General features: G+C 72.4%; 16 protein-coding genes. 10 read left to right on the forward strand and 6 right to left on the reverse strand.

Annotated elements, in window-relative coordinates:
- Window positions 1-12: 12 nt before the first annotated feature.
- Both AB5J73_RS04455 and AB5J73_RS04460 read left to right on the forward strand, forming a co-directional pair.
- Window positions 13-351: a PadR family transcriptional regulator gene (locus tag AB5J73_RS04455; RefSeq protein ID WP_370968416.1), complete on the forward strand. Its 339-nt coding sequence runs from the start codon at window positions 13-15 to the stop codon at window positions 349-351.
- A complete protein-coding gene (locus tag AB5J73_RS04460; protein WP_370968418.1) occupies window positions 348-785 on the forward strand; it encodes a VOC family protein in 438 nt (145 codons plus the stop codon). Before AB5J73_RS04455 ends, AB5J73_RS04460 begins: the two co-directional genes overlap by 4 nt.
- Window positions 786-791: 6 nt before the next feature.
- Here AB5J73_RS04460 and AB5J73_RS04465 read toward each other — a convergent pair whose 3' ends face one another.
- Window positions 792-1,193 (reverse strand): hypothetical protein, encoded by a 402-nt coding sequence (locus AB5J73_RS04465; RefSeq protein ID WP_370968420.1) that lies wholly within the window; start codon window positions 1,191-1,193, stop codon window positions 792-794.
- Window positions 1,194-1,494: 301 nt separating this feature from the next.
- Between AB5J73_RS04465 and AB5J73_RS04470 the strand changes: the two genes are divergently transcribed.
- From AB5J73_RS04470 to AB5J73_RS04480, 3 genes are read left to right on the forward strand one after another with little or no spacing between them, the layout of a single operon-like run.
- Window positions 1,495-2,436, forward strand: coding sequence for a hypothetical protein (locus tag AB5J73_RS04470; RefSeq protein ID WP_370968422.1), 942 nt, complete (start codon window positions 1,495-1,497; stop codon window positions 2,434-2,436).
- Window positions 2,426-2,797 carry a roadblock/LC7 domain-containing protein gene (locus AB5J73_RS04475; protein ID WP_370968424.1) on the forward strand — a complete coding sequence of 124 codons (372 nt, stop codon included), beginning with the start codon at window positions 2,426-2,428 and terminating at the stop codon, window positions 2,795-2,797. The genes AB5J73_RS04470 and AB5J73_RS04475 overlap by 11 nt, the downstream gene beginning before the upstream one ends.
- Before the next feature lie 29 nt (window positions 2,798-2,826).
- Entirely contained in the window at window positions 2,827-3,249 is a 423-nt protein-coding gene (locus AB5J73_RS04480; RefSeq protein ID WP_370968426.1) for a hypothetical protein, read from the forward strand.
- Between the two features lie 59 nt (window positions 3,250-3,308).
- Here the strand turns inward: AB5J73_RS04480 and AB5J73_RS04485 are convergent, their stop codons facing one another.
- Entirely contained in the window at window positions 3,309-3,929 is a 621-nt protein-coding gene (locus tag AB5J73_RS04485) for a class I SAM-dependent methyltransferase (RefSeq protein ID WP_370968428.1), read from the reverse strand.
- A 50-nt stretch (window positions 3,930-3,979) separates the two neighbouring features.
- Here AB5J73_RS04485 and AB5J73_RS04490 point away from each other — a divergent pair, with 50 nt between their 5' ends.
- Window positions 3,980-5,536, forward strand: coding sequence for a PucR family transcriptional regulator (locus tag AB5J73_RS04490; protein ID WP_370968430.1), 1,557 nt, complete (start codon window positions 3,980-3,982; stop codon window positions 5,534-5,536).
- A gap of 162 nt (window positions 5,537-5,698) precedes the next feature.
- On the forward strand, window positions 5,699-6,613 hold the full coding sequence (locus AB5J73_RS04495) for a zinc metalloprotease (protein WP_370968432.1): 915 nt from the start codon (window positions 5,699-5,701) through the stop codon (window positions 6,611-6,613).
- Between the two features lie 61 nt (window positions 6,614-6,674).
- On the opposite strand, the gene AB5J73_RS04500 is transcribed toward AB5J73_RS04495, so the two are convergent.
- Window positions 6,675-7,610: a zinc-binding dehydrogenase gene (locus AB5J73_RS04500; RefSeq protein WP_370968434.1), complete on the reverse strand. Its 936-nt coding sequence runs from the start codon at window positions 7,608-7,610 to the stop codon at window positions 6,675-6,677.
- 172 nt (window positions 7,611-7,782) lie between these two features.
- Between AB5J73_RS04500 and ald the strand changes: the two genes are divergently transcribed.
- Window positions 7,783-8,898 carry an alanine dehydrogenase gene (gene ald / locus AB5J73_RS04505; RefSeq protein ID WP_370968436.1) on the forward strand — a complete coding sequence of 372 codons (1,116 nt, stop codon included), beginning with the start codon at window positions 7,783-7,785 and terminating at the stop codon, window positions 8,896-8,898.
- Between the two features lies 1 nt (window position 8,899).
- On the opposite strand, the gene AB5J73_RS04510 is transcribed toward ald, so the two are convergent.
- From AB5J73_RS04510 to AB5J73_RS04520, 3 genes are read right to left on the reverse strand one after another with little or no spacing between them, the layout of a single operon-like run.
- On the reverse strand, window positions 8,900-10,012 hold the full coding sequence (locus tag AB5J73_RS04510) for an acyltransferase family protein (protein WP_370968438.1): 1,113 nt from the start codon (window positions 10,010-10,012) through the stop codon (window positions 8,900-8,902).
- A 45-nt stretch (window positions 10,013-10,057) separates the two neighbouring features.
- A complete protein-coding gene (locus AB5J73_RS04515; RefSeq protein WP_370968440.1) occupies window positions 10,058-11,410 on the reverse strand; it encodes an ATP-binding protein in 1,353 nt (450 codons plus the stop codon).
- A complete protein-coding gene (locus tag AB5J73_RS04520; protein WP_370968442.1) occupies window positions 11,403-12,065 on the reverse strand; it encodes a response regulator transcription factor in 663 nt (220 codons plus the stop codon). Before AB5J73_RS04520 ends, AB5J73_RS04515 begins: the two co-directional genes overlap by 8 nt.
- A gap of 496 nt (window positions 12,066-12,561) precedes the next feature.
- Here AB5J73_RS04520 and AB5J73_RS04525 point away from each other — a divergent pair, with 496 nt between their 5' ends.
- Both AB5J73_RS04525 and AB5J73_RS04530 read left to right on the forward strand, forming a co-directional pair.
- Complete coding sequence (locus tag AB5J73_RS04525) at window positions 12,562-13,599, forward strand: ABC transporter ATP-binding protein (protein ID WP_370968444.1); 1,038 nt, start codon at window positions 12,562-12,564, stop codon at window positions 13,597-13,599.
- Window positions 13,599-14,480 (forward strand): ABC transporter permease, encoded by an 882-nt coding sequence (locus AB5J73_RS04530; RefSeq protein ID WP_247018898.1) that lies wholly within the window; start codon window positions 13,599-13,601, stop codon window positions 14,478-14,480. The genes AB5J73_RS04525 and AB5J73_RS04530 overlap by 1 nt, the downstream gene beginning before the upstream one ends.
- The last annotated feature ends 18 nt before the right edge of the window (window positions 14,481-14,498 follow it).

Genomic DNA, 14,498 nt, shown 5'->3' on the forward strand with positions numbered 1-14,498 from the left:
TAAGCTCACCCCGTGGCCGACGGCAACCCGCTCACCCCCGCGGCTTTCCAGGTGCTCCTCGCCCTCGCGAACGGAGCGGGCGGGCGCGCGCACGGCTACGGGATCATGGGGTTCGTCGCCGAGGTCACCGGCGGCGCCGTCCAGCTCGGCCCCGGCACGCTCTACCGCACGCTGACCCGGCTGGCCGCCGACGGCCTCGCCGAAGAGCTCCCGGGCGAGGACTCCCGCCGCCGCTACTACCGGATCACCCCGGCCGGCCGCGCGGCCGCCGCCCGGGAGGCCGCGATGCTGGGCCGGCTGGTCGCCGCGGCCGGTGACGCGGGACTGCTGGGCCGCGAGGAGTCGGCGTGAGCCGCCCGCTCGGCTTGGTGCCGCACCTGTTCGTGCGCGACGTCGACAAAGCGCTTTCCTTCTACCGCAAGGCGTTCGGCGCGGTCGAACTGTTCCGCACGGTACTGCCGGACGGCACGGTGCTGTTCGTCGAGCTGGCCGTCGGCGACGCGCGGCTGCTGGTCAGCCAGGAGATCGCGGCGCTCGACGCCCTGGCGCCGTCGACGATCGGCGGCACCCCGATGCTGCTCACCCTGGAGACCGGCGACCCGGACGACCTCGCCCGCCGCGCGGTCTTCGCCGGCGCGACCGTCGAAGCACCGGTGACCGAAATGTTCTTCGGCGAGCGCTACGGCCGGGTCGTCGACCCCGACGGGCACCGGTGGGCCCTGACCACCAAACGCGAGCAGTACACACCCGAAGACATCGACGCCCGCAAGCCGCACGACGTCTGACGTCCCTCACCCCGCCGCCGGCCGGCGGGCGACGGCCGCGAAGTGCTCGTGCAGCTCCCGCACGTGCTGGGCCCAGAACAGCTGGCGCCCGCCACGGGTGCGCGGCACCGCCAGCCCCTTCCGGCTCGCGAGCCGGTAGAAGCCCGGGCCGGCGTCGTCGGCGCCGAGGTTGCGGACGAGCGCGCCGAGCAGCCGGCCGCCCGCCTCCGCGTACGCCGCCTCGGAGATGCGGTCGAGCAGGTAGGCCATGCTCGCGCGGCCGGCGCCGGTCGTGAAGTCGAATCCGGCGACGCCGGTGGCGCGCACGAGCGCGGCCGCGAATTCGCCGTACGAAGTGGTCCGGTCCGCCACCGCTCTGGCGATCAGGATCGCGCGCCCGGCCGCGATCATCTTTTTCCATTCTGCCACGTCACGTCCGTACAAGCCGATCACCTCGCGCTTTCAAAACCGGTCGCTGCGAACAAGCGCGAGAGAATGCCACAAGATCGACCAGCGCTGCCACCGGGGTATGTTCTTGCCCCGTAAGGAGATTCACTCCCGAGCGGACAGTTCTTTTCGGTCTCCCGGCGGCCGTGACAGGAATTTTCGACTATTGCGAAAATCGGGGGAACCCTCTGGGAACGCGACCACGGGTGCCATAGAGTCGGCCACTCCTCGAGCCCGAAGAAGATCCTTCGGGCCGCCATTTCCGGAAACAGCCAGGAGTGCGGTGAGCGAAACGCGATCCCGGCCTTCGTTCGACTTCCTCGCGTGGGCGTTGAGCGCTTGCCGGGCCGAGGGGACCACCGGCTCGCTCTACCTCGCGGGCCGCCCCGGCGGCGTGGTCCACCTGCGCGGCGGAGCCGTGGTGGCGGTCAGCAGCCCGGGCGCGCCGGGGACGGACGCGCTGCTGCTGCGCTCGGGCCGGATCCGCGAGGAGGACTGGTCCGCGGTGCTGAGCGCCGGCGGCGCCGTCCCGCTCGGCGACCTCCTCGCCGACGCCGGGATCGGTGCCGCCGAACTGCGGCTGATCGCCACCATGGCCGCCCAGGACGGCGCGTTCGCTGTCGTCGCGGGCACGATCGACGAGTACGCCGTCGACCCCCGGCCGCTCGACGTGCCCGTGCCGGTCAGCCCGGGCCTCGACCTCGACCGGCTGCTGACCGAAACCCGGCGGCGGATCGACGCGCTGGCGGCGCTGCCCACCCCGGTCTCCCCGTACCGGGAACGCCTGGTGCCGGTGCCCGCCGCGCCCGCGCCCAGCCGGGCCCGGCGCGACATCGTCGCCTGCGCCAACGGCCGCCGCTGCGCCAGGGACATCGCGTTCCTCTTGGGGCGCAACGTCTTCCCGGTGACGGTCGAGGTGTCCCGGCTGGTCGGCGACGGGCTGCTCGCCATCGCCGACGGCGTGCCGGCCGGCACCGGCGGTCCGCGGCGCGCGCTGCGCCCGCGGGAACCCGGCCCGGCGGTCGCCGCCCCGGAACCGGACCCCGAACCGGTGCTGCCGCGGCGCGATCCCGGGGCCAGCGGCGCCGGGGACGACCGGCGGCCGTCCGGCTGGCAGGTGCTGCCCCGGCTGCTCAACCGCATCCGCGCCGGGCCGCCGGGCACCGCGCCCGACCGGAACACCGACGAACCCGAGGACCGGAAAGGAACCGCACGTGGACCGTGACGCGCTGGTCACCGAGCTCAACGCGCTCCGACAGCGGGTGAGCGGAGTCACCGACACCCTCGTGGCCGGGGTGGACGGCCTGCTCATCGTGGCCGACACCGAAGACCGGATCGACCCCGAAAGCGTCTCCGCGCTCGCCGCCGCCCACCTCGGGCTGGCGCACACGACCGCCGCCGCGATCGGCCAAGGCGCGTTCCGCCAAGCCGTCGTCCGCAGCAGCGGCGGCTACCTGGCCGTCTACTCCGTCGACCGTCTCGCGCTGATGGTCGTCCTCGGCGACGAAGGCCTCGACATCGGCCGCCTGCACCACGCTTCGCTGCCCACGATCGAGCGCATCGGCTCGATCCTCACCGCCTGCTGAACCCGAAAACCGGAAGAAGGAGAACGGACATGCTGGGCAATGGCCAGACCATGTCGGACCAGATGACCGTCTTGGTCAAGCGGATGCGGCAGGAGGTGCCCGACTGCCTGGCTTCCGGCGTCGTCGACCTGGCCACCGGCATGCTGCTGTCGGTCGAGACCACCGACGCCCACCCGCCGGAGGTGCTGGACCTGCTGGCCGGGGCGACCCTCGACCTGTTCCAGGGCCGCACGGTCGTGATGATCGAAGACATCTTCAAGGAACGCCGCGGGATCGCCGGCAACGAGCACTACTTCCAGGAAATCCTGGTCAACAGCGCCAACCTGACGCACCTGTTCCTGCGGGACAACCGGAACGCCGACGTGGTCGCCGTCGTCGTCTGCCCGCGCTCGGCGAACATCGGGATGCTCATCGCCGGTGCGCGCCGCGTGGTCAAGAGCGTGGAGCTCTGACCCCCTGAACGCCTGCCGGGGCGGTGCGTCCGCCCGCCACCGCCCCGGTAGGCCCTGGCTCAGCGCCGGGCGAGCACCCAGTGGAAGCGGGCCGGCCCTTCGGGTTCCTGGATCGTCACCGGTTCGTCCAGTTCGAGCGTGAAACCCGCCGCTTCGAGCAGGCGCCGGTTCACCGCCGGCGCGTGACTGCTGAAGAACATCGGTGTGCCCAGCCAGTCGGCTTCGACGCCGTTCGCTTCGCTGCAGCCGAGTGCGGCCAGGAACCAGCCGCCGGGGCGCAGCCAGCCGGCGATCCGCGCGAAGAGCGCGCCCTGTTCCTCGCGGGGCACGTGCAGCACGGAGTAGAACGCCGTGACCGCGTCGAAGCTGCCGTCCGGAAAGGACACCGCGGCCATGTCGCCCTGCTCGAACCGGGCACCGGGGACGTTGCGCCGCGCCAGCTCCAGTTGCGTCGCGGAGAGGTCGACGCCGACGACGTCGTGGCGCTCGGCCAGCGCCGCCGTGCACGGGACACCGGCCCCGCACCCGAGGTCGAGGACGCGGGCGCCGCCGGGGAGCCGTCCGGTCAGCTCGGTCAGGAAGCGCGCTCGCGGGTCGTCCTGGATCCGGGCGCTCCACTCGAGGTACCGCTCCGCCGAGCTGTCGTAGCCGGATTCGACGATCCGCCGTGCTTCGCTCACCCCCTCGACCCTACCGAGCCGTCCACCGGTTTCTCGGCCAGAATGATCCCGTGGTCTCGGTGCGCAGCGTGGTCGACCGGGTGGGGCCGACGCTGCTCCACGCGCTCCAGGTGCCCGACGACTCCCCCGCGGTCGCCGACGTCGTCATCGCCGAGCCCGGCGGCGCGGTCACCCTGTCGGCCGGGGACCTCGTGCTCGGCGTCGCCACGACCGGTCCCGAAGACGCCGCCGAACTGGTGCGGCAGAGCGCCGGGCAGGGCGCCGCCGCGGTGCTGCTCAAGCAGCCGGTCGCCGGGAAGCCGTCGGTGAAACGGGCCGCGAAGGCGAGCGGGATCGCGCTGGTCCAGGTGCACGCGGCGACGTCGTGGGCGCAGCTCGTGTGGCTGCTGCGGACGGTCCTCGACGCCCTCGCCGACGAGTCCGAAGACCTCGACCCCGGCTCCGGCGACCTCTTCCGGCTCGCCGACGCCGTCGCGGCCGTCGTGGACGCCCCGGTGACCATCGAGGACACCAACTCGCGCGTGCTCGCCTACTCCGCACGCCAGGACCTGACCGACCCCGCGCGCGTCGCCACGATCATGGGCCGCCGCATCCCCGACGACGTCCTCGCGCGGTTCCGCTCGCGCGGGGTGTTCCGCGAGCTGTCCCGCGGCCGGCAGACGATCTTCGTCCCCGCCCAGAGGGACGGCACGCTGCCACGGCTGATCGTGCCGATCCGGATGGGCGGCGAGCTGCTCGGGTCGATGTGGGCGGTCGTGGCCGGGCCGGTGTCCGACGAGCGCGCGGCCGCGTTCGCCGACGCCGCCCCGGTCGTCGCGCTGCACCTGCTGCGGCGCCGCGCGCACACCGACGCGCAGCGCCGCGCGTCGGCCGAACTGCTGCGCGGAGTGCTCGAAGGCCGCGCGAACCCGCGCAAGGCGATGGCGGAGCTGGACCTGTCCGACGAGCCGCACCGCGTGGTCGTCATCGAGGTCACCGGCGGCGACGGGCGCGACGCCGAAGGCCTGCGGCTCGCGCTGCTCGAACGCATCTCCCAAGGCATCGGCAGCCGCCCGGTGGCGACCGAGCTGGGCGGGCTGCTCTACGCCGTGGTCCCGGACCGGCCGGGCCCCGGCGGGTGGGCGGAACTGCGCGAGGCTCTCGTCGCGACGGGACCGTCCCGTCGTGTCGGTGCTCCGCGCGCCGCTGCGGGCGCACCCGGCGAGATCGGCGACCTCTCGGCGTCGCGCCTGCAGGCCGACGAAGCCCTCGGCCTGCTGCGCGCGGAGCTGCTCGGCGAGCGCGTGATCACCTTCGACGAAGCCTGGACGGCGTTGACCCTGCACCGCGGCGCGACGGCGGCGGCCGGGGCGAAGGTCGCGGAGCTCGGCCCGCTGGGCACCCTGCGCGCGCACGACGAGACGGGCAAGGCCGGCTACGTCGAGACGCTCTACGAGTGGCTGCGCCACCCCGGCGACCCGCGGGCGGCCGCGCGGGAGCTGCGGATCCACCCGAACACCCTGCGGTACCGGATGCGGAAGCTCCTGGAACTCGTCCCGCTGGACCTCGACGACCCCGACGTCCGGCTGGCGCTGCTCACCCAGCTGGTCGCGCTGCGCTGGAGCTGATTGCGCCGTTCGGCCCAATACGGGATGCATGCGTTGCTCCGCATGGATCGCACCGATCGTCCGGATTGTGTTTTCCAGCCGAAAGGTGGTGGATTCCGGTGATCGGCTGACGCACCTTCTCTGCACCACCCGGGGTCGCCGGGTCGTCGCAGAGGAGTGTCCATGAGCAGTTCGGAGCGGTTGCGCAGGGCCGTCAAGCTGGGTGCGGTGTCCGCGCTCTCCCTCGTCGCCCTGGTCGTCCCGGGCACCACCACCGGCAGCGCGGTCGCGGCGCCGTCCGCCGACTGCTTCACGCCGGCCCACGCGGCGGACCGCAGCAAGGACGGCCACGCCGACAGCCTGTCGCCGGCCGAGGCCGCCCGCGTCGAGGCGGACATGCAGAGCAAGCTGGCGGGCAAGCGAACGGCGTTCAAGGCCGCGGCGGCCGTCTCGATCCCGGTGTACTTCCACGTGATCACGAGCGGCTCGACCGGCAACCTGCCGGCGTCGACGATCACCAAGCAGATCTCGGTGCTGAACAGCGCGTACGCCTCGAGCGGCTTCAGCTTCTCGCTGGTGAGCACCGACTACACGAACAACTCCACCTGGTACAACGGCATCACCGACGGCACGTCGGCCGAGCGCAACATGAAGAACGCGCTGCGCAAGGGCGGCAAGAACGCGCTGAACATCTACACCGCCAACCTCGGCGACGACCTCCTCGGCTGGGCGACGTTCCCCTGGAACTACACGTCTTCCCCGAAGCTCGACGGCGTCGTGATCCTCGACGAGTCCCTCCCGGGCCGCTCGGCGACGAACTACAACGAGGGCGACACGGCGACCCACGAGGTCGGCCACTGGATGGGCCTCTACCACACGTTCCAGGGCGGCTGCTCCGGTTCGGGCGACTACGTCTCCGACACCCCGGCGGAGAAGACGGCGACGTCCGGCTGCCCGGCCTCGAAGGACACGTGCACGTCGACGGGCGCGGACCCGGTGCACAACTTCATGGACTACAGCTACGACGGCTGCATGTACGAGTTCACCGCGGGCCAGGGCACGCGGATGAACAGCTCCTGGTCGGCCTACCGCGGCTGACGCTCCGCCGTGAAGGGCACCCTCCTGGCTCTTGGGTCCACGAGGGTGCCCTTCACGGTGTTCAGGCGACCAGCAGCGTCTTCCCCACCGTCGTCCGGGATTCGATCGCCGCGTGGGCGGCCGCGGCCTGCTCCAGCGGGAAGCGCTGGCCGATCACCGGCACCAGCCGGCCCGCCGCCGCTTCCGCCAGCGCCGACTCCGTGAAAGCCCGCAGCTCCGCCGGGCTCCCGATCGAGCGCACCAGCGAGACGCCCCGCGCGGCAGCGTCCTCTTCGGACACTTCCGCCCACGAACCGCTCGCCAGCCCGTAGACCGCCATCCGGCCACCGCGCCGCAGCAGCCCGAACGCGGCCGCGCCGATCGACCCGCCCACACCGTCGAAGACCACGTCGACCTCGCCCACCGCGGCCGCCCAATCCGGTGCCAGGTAGTCGACGACGGTGTCCGCTCCCGGCACCCGAGCCGCCTTCGCGGGGCCGCCCGCCGCGCCGATCACCGTGGCGCCCGCCGCCTTCGACAGCTGGACCAGCAGGCCTCCGACGCCGCCCGCCGCCGCCTCGACCAGGACTCGATCGCCCGGGCGCACCCTGGTGGCATGCACCAAGCCGGTCGCGGTGCGGCCGTCCGCGAGCACCGCCACCGCCGCGTCGAGCTCCAGGGCAGGCGGCACCGCGAACACTGCCGCCGCGTCCACCGCGACACGCTGGGCGTAGCCGCCGGAGCCGCCGGTCGACGTCACCACCCGCTGCCCGGCCAGTCCCGGGTCGACGCCTTCGCCGACCGCGCTGATCACCCCGCCGACGCCGTTGCCCGGGATCACCGGCGGCGTCACCCGGAACGGCCCGGGCGCGCCCGCCCGGAACTGCGTCTCGACGAACGTGGTGTTCACGAAGGCCACTTCGACCAGCACCTGACCGGGCCCGGCGACGGGATCCGGTGCGTCCCCGGGAACCAGCACCTCCGGGCCGCCGAACTCGCGCAACCAAACAGCTCTCATGCGCCCACGCTGCATCTTCAAGTGAAGTCGAAGTCAACGGTGTTGTCCGCGGGGCACCACGAATACCGCTCAGAAATGTCCGCGCAGCACGATGACACCGCCGTCCGGGTGGCTCACCGTGAGTGGCAACACCGCACCGATTTTCGACGCAGACCGACCCAGGAGGCCGACCGTGCGTATCGCCGTTCCCCGTGAGATCAAGAAGCACGAGTACCGGGTCGCACTGACCCCGGCCGGCGTGCACGAACTGGTCGGGCGCGGGCACGACGTCTTCGTCGAAACCGGTGCCGGGACCGGCTCGTCGATCGCCGACGAGGAGTACGTCGCCGCCGGCGCGAAGATCCTCGCCACCGCGGACGAGACCTGGGCCGAGGGCGAGCTCGTCCTCAAGGTCAAGGAGCCCATCGCCGAGGAGTACCCCCGGCTGCGCGCCGACCAGGTCCTCTTCACCTACCTGCACATCGCCGCCGACCGCCCGCTGACCGACGCGCTGCTGGCCGCGGGCACCACCGCGATCGCCTACGAGACGGTCCAGACCGCGAACGGCGCCCTCCCGCTGCTCGCCCCGATGTCCGAGGTCGCGGGCCGGCTGGCCCCGCAGGTCGGCGCGTTCTCGCTGATGAAGCCGAGCGGCGGGCGCGGTGTCCTGCCCGGCGGCATCCCCGGCGTGCACCCGGCGCGCGTCGTCGTCATCGGCGGCGGTGTCGCCGGCCTCAACGCCGCCCGCGTCGCGCTGGGCCTCGGCTCGGACGTCGAGATCCTCGACACCAACGTCGACCGCCTCCGCCAGATCGACAACGACTTCGGCGGCCGCATCCGCACGGTGACGTCGAACCGCCTGTCGGTCGAGGAGTCGGTGCTGCAGGCGGACATGGTCATCGGCGCGGTGCTGGTGCCGGGTGCGAAGGCGCCGAAGCTGGTGTCGAACGAGCTCGTGTCCCGCATGAAGGCCGGCAGCGTGCTCGTCGACATCGCGATCGACCAGGGCGGCTGCTTCGCCGACTCGCGCCCGACCACGCACGACGAGCCGACCTACACCGTGCACGAGTCGGTCTTCTACTGCGTCGCGAACATGCCGGGCGCGGTGCCCCGGACGTCGACCTACGGCCTCACCAACGTCACGCTGCCTTACGCCGTACAGCTGGCCGAGCACGGCTGGAAGGCCGCGCTGCAGGCCGACGCCGCGCTGGCGAAGGGCCTCAACACGCACGCCGGCGCCCTCACCAACGGCCCGGTCGCGGTGGCGCACGACCTGGTGCACACGCCGCTGGCCACCGTTCTCGCCTGACCTATCCCACCCGAGCGGGTCCCTGTCGTTCCGCGGCAGGGGCCCGCTCCCCTTTCGCCACCAGCCGGCGCCCGTAGGCGATCGCGGGCAGTTCGACCCACCTCCGGAGACCGCACGCGAAGAGCAGCGCGACGGCGGAGGTGGCGGCCGCCTTGCCCAGCCCGGTCGGGAACAGCAGCCCGGTCACGCCCGCCGCGCCCGTCTGGGCCAGGTAGAGCGCGTAGGAGCGGTCGCCGACGAACGTCAGCACGCGGCTCGAGAGCAGCCGCCGGACCGGGCCCGCCGAGACCACCGCGACCAGCAGCAGCGCGGCTCCCGCGGCGTAGACCGGGACGACGAACTGCCAGTTCCCGCCGAACGCCCGCCCCAGCGGCTTGACCGACAGCTGGAGCACGCCGAACCCGAGCGCCACCAGCACCGCCGCGGCCGGGCTGGTCAGCGGCCGCAGCACGGCGAACCCGCGCGGGTGGTGCAGCGCCAGCGCGAGCAGGCAGCCGACGACCAGCGAGCCGTAGTGCACCGTCAGGCTCGCCCACTGGTGCGCGGGCGCCAGCGGCAGGACGCCGAGCACGAACCCCACCGCGCCCGCGCCGATCAGCAGGCGCAGCGCGGTCTTGCCCGTCTTGGCGAACGACGTCAGCACGAGCAGCGCGGGCCAGACCAGGTAGAACTTCTCCTCCACGCCCAGCGACCACGACGTCGGGTACGGCGTGTTGAAGTCGACGACTTCGTTGAGGAAGGTCAGGTAGTAGGGCATCGCGTCGGCGAGCCGGCTGCTCCCGTACGTCCCGGCGAGCGTCACCGCCAGCGCCGTCAGGCCGAGCAGCAGGAAGTACACCGGCATGATCCGGAAGACGCGGCGGACGTAGAAGTCGCGCGCCGAGATCCGGCCGGTGCGGTCCTCCTCGCGCAACGCCAGCGTCGTGATCAGGAAGCCGGACAGTACGAAGAACAGCTGGACGGCGATCCAGCCCTGCAGCCGGTCGACCACCGGGCCGCCGTAGTGGAAGCACACGACGGCCAGCGCGGCGAGCGCGCGCAGGCCGGTCAGGCCGGGGAACCACGACGACGACCGGTATTCGGCGTGGTCGAGTGGCCGCCAAGAGATGATCATGCCCGCAGCGTCGGCCGCGGCCGCTGAACCGGACCTGAAGCGAGCTTAAGACGTCTTCAGCTCCGGAAGCGTGACGACGAACCGGCTGCCCGCTTCGGCCACGGCCGTGCCGCCGTGGGCGCGGGCGATGTCGGCCACGATGGCCAGGCCCAGCCCGGAACCGCCGTCGTCGCGGGCGCGGGCGTCGTCGAGGCGGACGAAGCGGTCGAAGACGCGCTCGCGGTCCGCTTCGGGGATGCCGGGCCCGTCGTCGGTGACCGTCAGCACGGCCCGTCCGTCCACAGCGGACACCTCGACGACGACCCGGGAAGCCGCGTGCCGCTCGGCGTTGTCGACGAGGTTGCGGACCAGCCGTTCCAGCCGCGCCCGGTGCCCGCGGACCACGGGTGCGCCGCTGACCACGAGCTCGGCTCGCCCGGCGGCGACGGCTTCGGCCGCTTCGGGCAGCAGCACGGGTTCGAGGCGGTCCGGGCCCGCGTGGTCGAGCTTGCCGAGCAGCACGAGGTCGGCGACGAGGTCCTGCAGCCGGGTGACGTCGAGCAGCGCGTTCTCGCAGGCGTGGCGCCAGTCGAGCCGGTCGGGGTGCGCGAGGAGAACCTCGAGCTGCGTCCGCAGCGACGCGAGCGGCGTCCGCAGCTCGTGCGACGCGTCGGAGGTGAACCGGCCCTGCCGGGTGACGGCCTCGTCGAGCCGGGCGAGCATCGCGTTCATCGTCCCGGCCAGCCGCGCGATCTCGTCGCCGCTGCGCGGGGCCGGCACGCGACGGCTCAGGTCGTGCGCGCCGATCTCGGCGACCTCGCCGCGGATGGCCTCGACCGGCCGCAGCGACCGCCGGACGGCGAGCCACGCGATGACGCCGATGAGCAGCGCGACCGCGGGGACGCCGAACGTGAGCACGGTGCGGACGGAGTCGACGGCCGCCTGGCCCGCGGGATCGATCGGCACCCCGGCGTAGACGTCGTACTTGCTGTCGCCGCTGACCTCGTGGATGACGTGCGCGGTGAGGGCCTCGTCGAACCCGCCCAGTTCGGGGGCGCAGCCGACGGACGCGGGGTCGGCGCGGTCGATCGCGTACGGCGGCAGCGTCACGTCGGCGTCGTACCCGCCCAGCGACGCCCCGCGAAGCGCCGGGCAGGACGCGACCCGGTGCCCCGACCGGTCGGTGACCTCGAAGATCGAGTCGCGCACGAGCAACGCCAGGTCCGCGGGCCGGGCCCCGGTGTCGAGCAGCTGGACGATCGCCTGGGCGCGGGCGTAGGCGATCTGCGTCGCGGCGTTTTCGAGGCGGTCCTGCGCCTGGAGCACGAACCAGACCGACATGGCCCCCAGCGCCACGGCCGACGCGGCGAAGGCCGTCACCGCAACGCGGAAGCGCGTCGAGTACCGGACCCTAAGCACCCGGCGCCACCAGGTAGCCGGCGCCGCGGACCGTCCGGATGCTGGCGGCGCCGAGCTTGCGCCGCAGCGCGCTGACGTGCACCTCGACGAGGTTGGCGGTCGCGGAGGCGGCGAAGTCCCAGAGGTTGTCGAGCAGCTCGGCCTTGGTGACCACCTGCCCCGGCCGCTGCATGAGGTAGGCGAGCAGGGCGAACTCCTTGCCGGTGAGCGCGATGTCGGCCCCGCCGCGCCGGCAGGTCCGGCCGGCCTGGTCGAGCTCGAGGTCCCCCAGCTTGAGCACCCCCGGCCGGGTGGCGCCGCCCCGCCGGATCAGCGCCCGCAGCCGTGAGAGCAGCACGCCGTAGGAGAAGGGCTTGGGCAGGAAGTCGTCGGCACCGGTGTCGAGCGCCTCGATCTCGTCGTCCTCCCCGTCCTTCGCGGTGAGCATGAGGATCGGCGTGCTGTCACCTTGCTCCCGCAGCCGCCGGCAGACGCGGTACCCGTTCAGCCCGGGCAGCATGATGTCCAGGACGATGGCGGAGTAGGGGTGTTCCCCGGCGTACCAGAGCGCGTCCCGCCCGTTGTGCGCGACGTCGACGGCGTACCCCTCGGCGCTCAGCCCGGCCCGGAGAGCCTCGGCGAGCCGCCGCTCATCCTCGACGAGCAAGATCCGCATCGCGCCACGATGCCACACCACCGAACCGGCACCCGCCAACGCCACCGGGCCACCACCGCACCCGCCAACACCACCGGACCACCACCGCACCCGCCAACACCACCGGACCACGACGGGACAACGCTGGGTCCGCCACGTACGGCACCGCGGGGGTCCGGGGGCTCGGCCCCCGGGCAATACGACGAAGTCGAGCGAAGGGCGAAGCCCAAAGGAGAGACGAAGGGGCGACCCGCTCAACCAGCCTGGGGGTCACTGGGAGCGGGCCGCCGATACCTAGCTTAGAGGTCTTCGGGCGACTTCGCTGCACCGGGTCGGCAAGTCGAGCGAATTCTTTACCAAGTTGATCTGTCCCGTCCGGTAAACCCTCAGGTCACGCGCATCCCCGATTGCGGAACGTGACGAAGGTCGCTCCCCGCGGGTTCGGCAGTTCCGTGCGCGCGACCGGCAGCGGTAGGGCAGGATGACGCCGCATCAGCGGGGAACGTTAGGGGACGGTATGCACGACGGCAGTGGCCGGATTGTGGTGCAGAACCTGAGCAAGCAGTTCGGCGCGGTGAACGCGGTGCAGAACCTCAGCTTCACGGTCGAACCCGGGTCGGTGACGGGCTTCCTCGGCCCGAACGGCGCCGGGAAGACGACCACGTTGCGCATGCTGCTCGGGTTGGTGACGCCCACTTCCGGGGCGGCGACGATCAACGGTCGCCCGCACTCGCAGCTGGGGAACCCGGCGCGGGTGGTCGGCTCGGTTTTGGAAAACGAGGGTTTCCACCCGGGCCGGACGGCCCGCAACCACCTCCGGGTCTACGCGGCGGCCATCGGCGTGCCGGACCGGCGCGCGGACGAGGTGCTCGGCCTGGTGGGCCTGGGCAGTGCCGCGGACCGGAAGGCGGGCGGGTTCTCGCTCGGCATGCGGCAGCGGCTGGCGCTGGCCACCGCGCTGCTCGGCGACCCGCAGGTGCTGGTGCTGGACGAGCCGACGAACGGCCTCGACCCCGAGGGCATCCTGTGGCTGCGGAACTTCCTGCGTTCCTACGCGCGCGAGCAGCGGCGGACCGTGCTGGTGTCGAGCCACCTGCTGAACGAGGTCGAGCAGCTGATCGACCAGGTCGTGATCATCAGCCAGGGCGTCACGCGCTACTACGGCCCGCTGGAGCAGCTGCGCAAGAGCCAGCAGTCGCGGGTGCTGGTGCAGCCGGCGGACCCGTCGGCGCTCGTGAAGGCGTTGCAGGAGAACGGCATCACCGGGGTTTCGCCGACGCCGGACGGCCGGGTCGCGGTCGCCGGGTCGAGCGTCCAGCAGATCGGTGACATCGCCGCGAAGGCCGGGATCGCGGTCTACGGGATGCAGGAGGACCACGCCGACCTGGAGCGGATGTTCTTCCAGCTGACGCAGGGCCAGTACGCCGGCGCGCCGGGTTACCCGCCGCAGCCGCAGTACCAGGGCCCGCCGCCCGGGTACCCGCCGCAGCAGTACCCGCCTTCGGGCCCGCAGCAGCAACAGCAGCAACAGCACTGGGGAGGACCGCAGCAGTGATGGGCAACCTGATCAAAGCGGAGTTCCGCAAGACGCTGTCGCTGAACACGTGGTGGGTGCTGCTGATCCCGCTGGCACTGGTGGCGTTCTGGCTGACCTTCGTCTGGGGCAAGATCACCAACGACTTCGCGGACTTCATCGGCTCGAGCGACGCGCGCGAGGTCGCGGGCGCGGTCGGCCTGGACGCGAGCAAGCTGCCGGTCGGGCTGCTGGCGTTCGCGCACGGCGTGAACATCGCGCAGCTCATCCCCGGCCTGTTCGGCGTCTTCGCGCTGGCGGGCGAGTACCGCAGCAAGACGATCACGACGACGTTCCTGACCGCGCCGAACCGGATCACGGCGCTGACCGCGAAGATGCTCACCTACGTGGCGTGGGGCGCGATCTACGGCCTGGTGAGCTTCGGCGTTTCGGCGGTCGCGGTGATGGCGTCGGTCGACTCCGGCCGGTGGCCCAGCGCGGGCCAGTGGCTGGCCGCGCTCGGCGGGACGATCCTGGCCTCGGTGCTGGTGACGCTGTTCGGCATCGGGTTCGGCGCGGTGCTGCGCAGTGTGCCGCTCGCCGTGGTGCTGTTCCTGGTGTGGTTCCTGATCGTGGAGAACGTGCTGGTCATCGCGCTCTGGGGCCCGGTCGACATCCTGGGCGGGATCCTGCCGAACGGCACCGCCAACGGGATCGTGGGCGGGATCGCGGCGGACGCCTTCGGGATCAACACGCTCAACCTGCCGGGCGGGGTCGACCACTGGTCGCAGCTGGGCCTGCAGCTCGCGGCGGGCGCACCGGGCGTGATCTCGTGGTGGGCTTCGGCGCTGATCTTCTTCGCCTGGACCATGCTCTTCTTCGGCCTCGGCTGGCTGGGCAACCAGAAGCGCGACATCACCTAGGTTTCACCCGTCCGTGAA

Origin of the sequence: Amycolatopsis sp. cg9, assembly GCF_041346945.1 — a bacterium.
In the GTDB taxonomy this organism is placed as follows: Bacteria; Actinomycetota; Actinomycetes; order Mycobacteriales; family Pseudonocardiaceae; genus Amycolatopsis.

Excerpts from the sequence above, each read along its gene's own strand:
- AB5J73_RS04480 (WP_370968426.1), top strand. The coding sequence starts at position 2,827 with ATGCTGGGCAATGGCCAGACCATGTCGGACCAGATGACCGTCTTGGTC.
- AB5J73_RS04495 (WP_370968432.1), top strand. The coding sequence starts at position 5,699 with ATGAGCAGTTCGGAGCGGTTGCGCAGGGCCGTCAAGCTGGGTGCGGTG.
- AB5J73_RS04500 (WP_370968434.1), bottom strand. The coding sequence starts at position 7,610 with ATGAGAGCTGTTTGGTTGCGCGAGTTCGGCGGCCCGGAGGTGCTGGTT.
- AB5J73_RS04510 (WP_370968438.1), bottom strand. The coding sequence starts at position 10,012 with ATGATCATCTCTTGGCGGCCACTCGACCACGCCGAATACCGGTCGTCG.
- AB5J73_RS04520 (WP_370968442.1), bottom strand. The coding sequence starts at position 12,065 with ATGCGGATCTTGCTCGTCGAGGATGAGCGGCGGCTCGCCGAGGCTCTC.
- AB5J73_RS04525 (WP_370968444.1), top strand. The coding sequence starts at position 12,562 with ATGCACGACGGCAGTGGCCGGATTGTGGTGCAGAACCTGAGCAAGCAG.
- AB5J73_RS04530 (WP_247018898.1), top strand. The coding sequence starts at position 13,599 with ATGGGCAACCTGATCAAAGCGGAGTTCCGCAAGACGCTGTCGCTGAAC.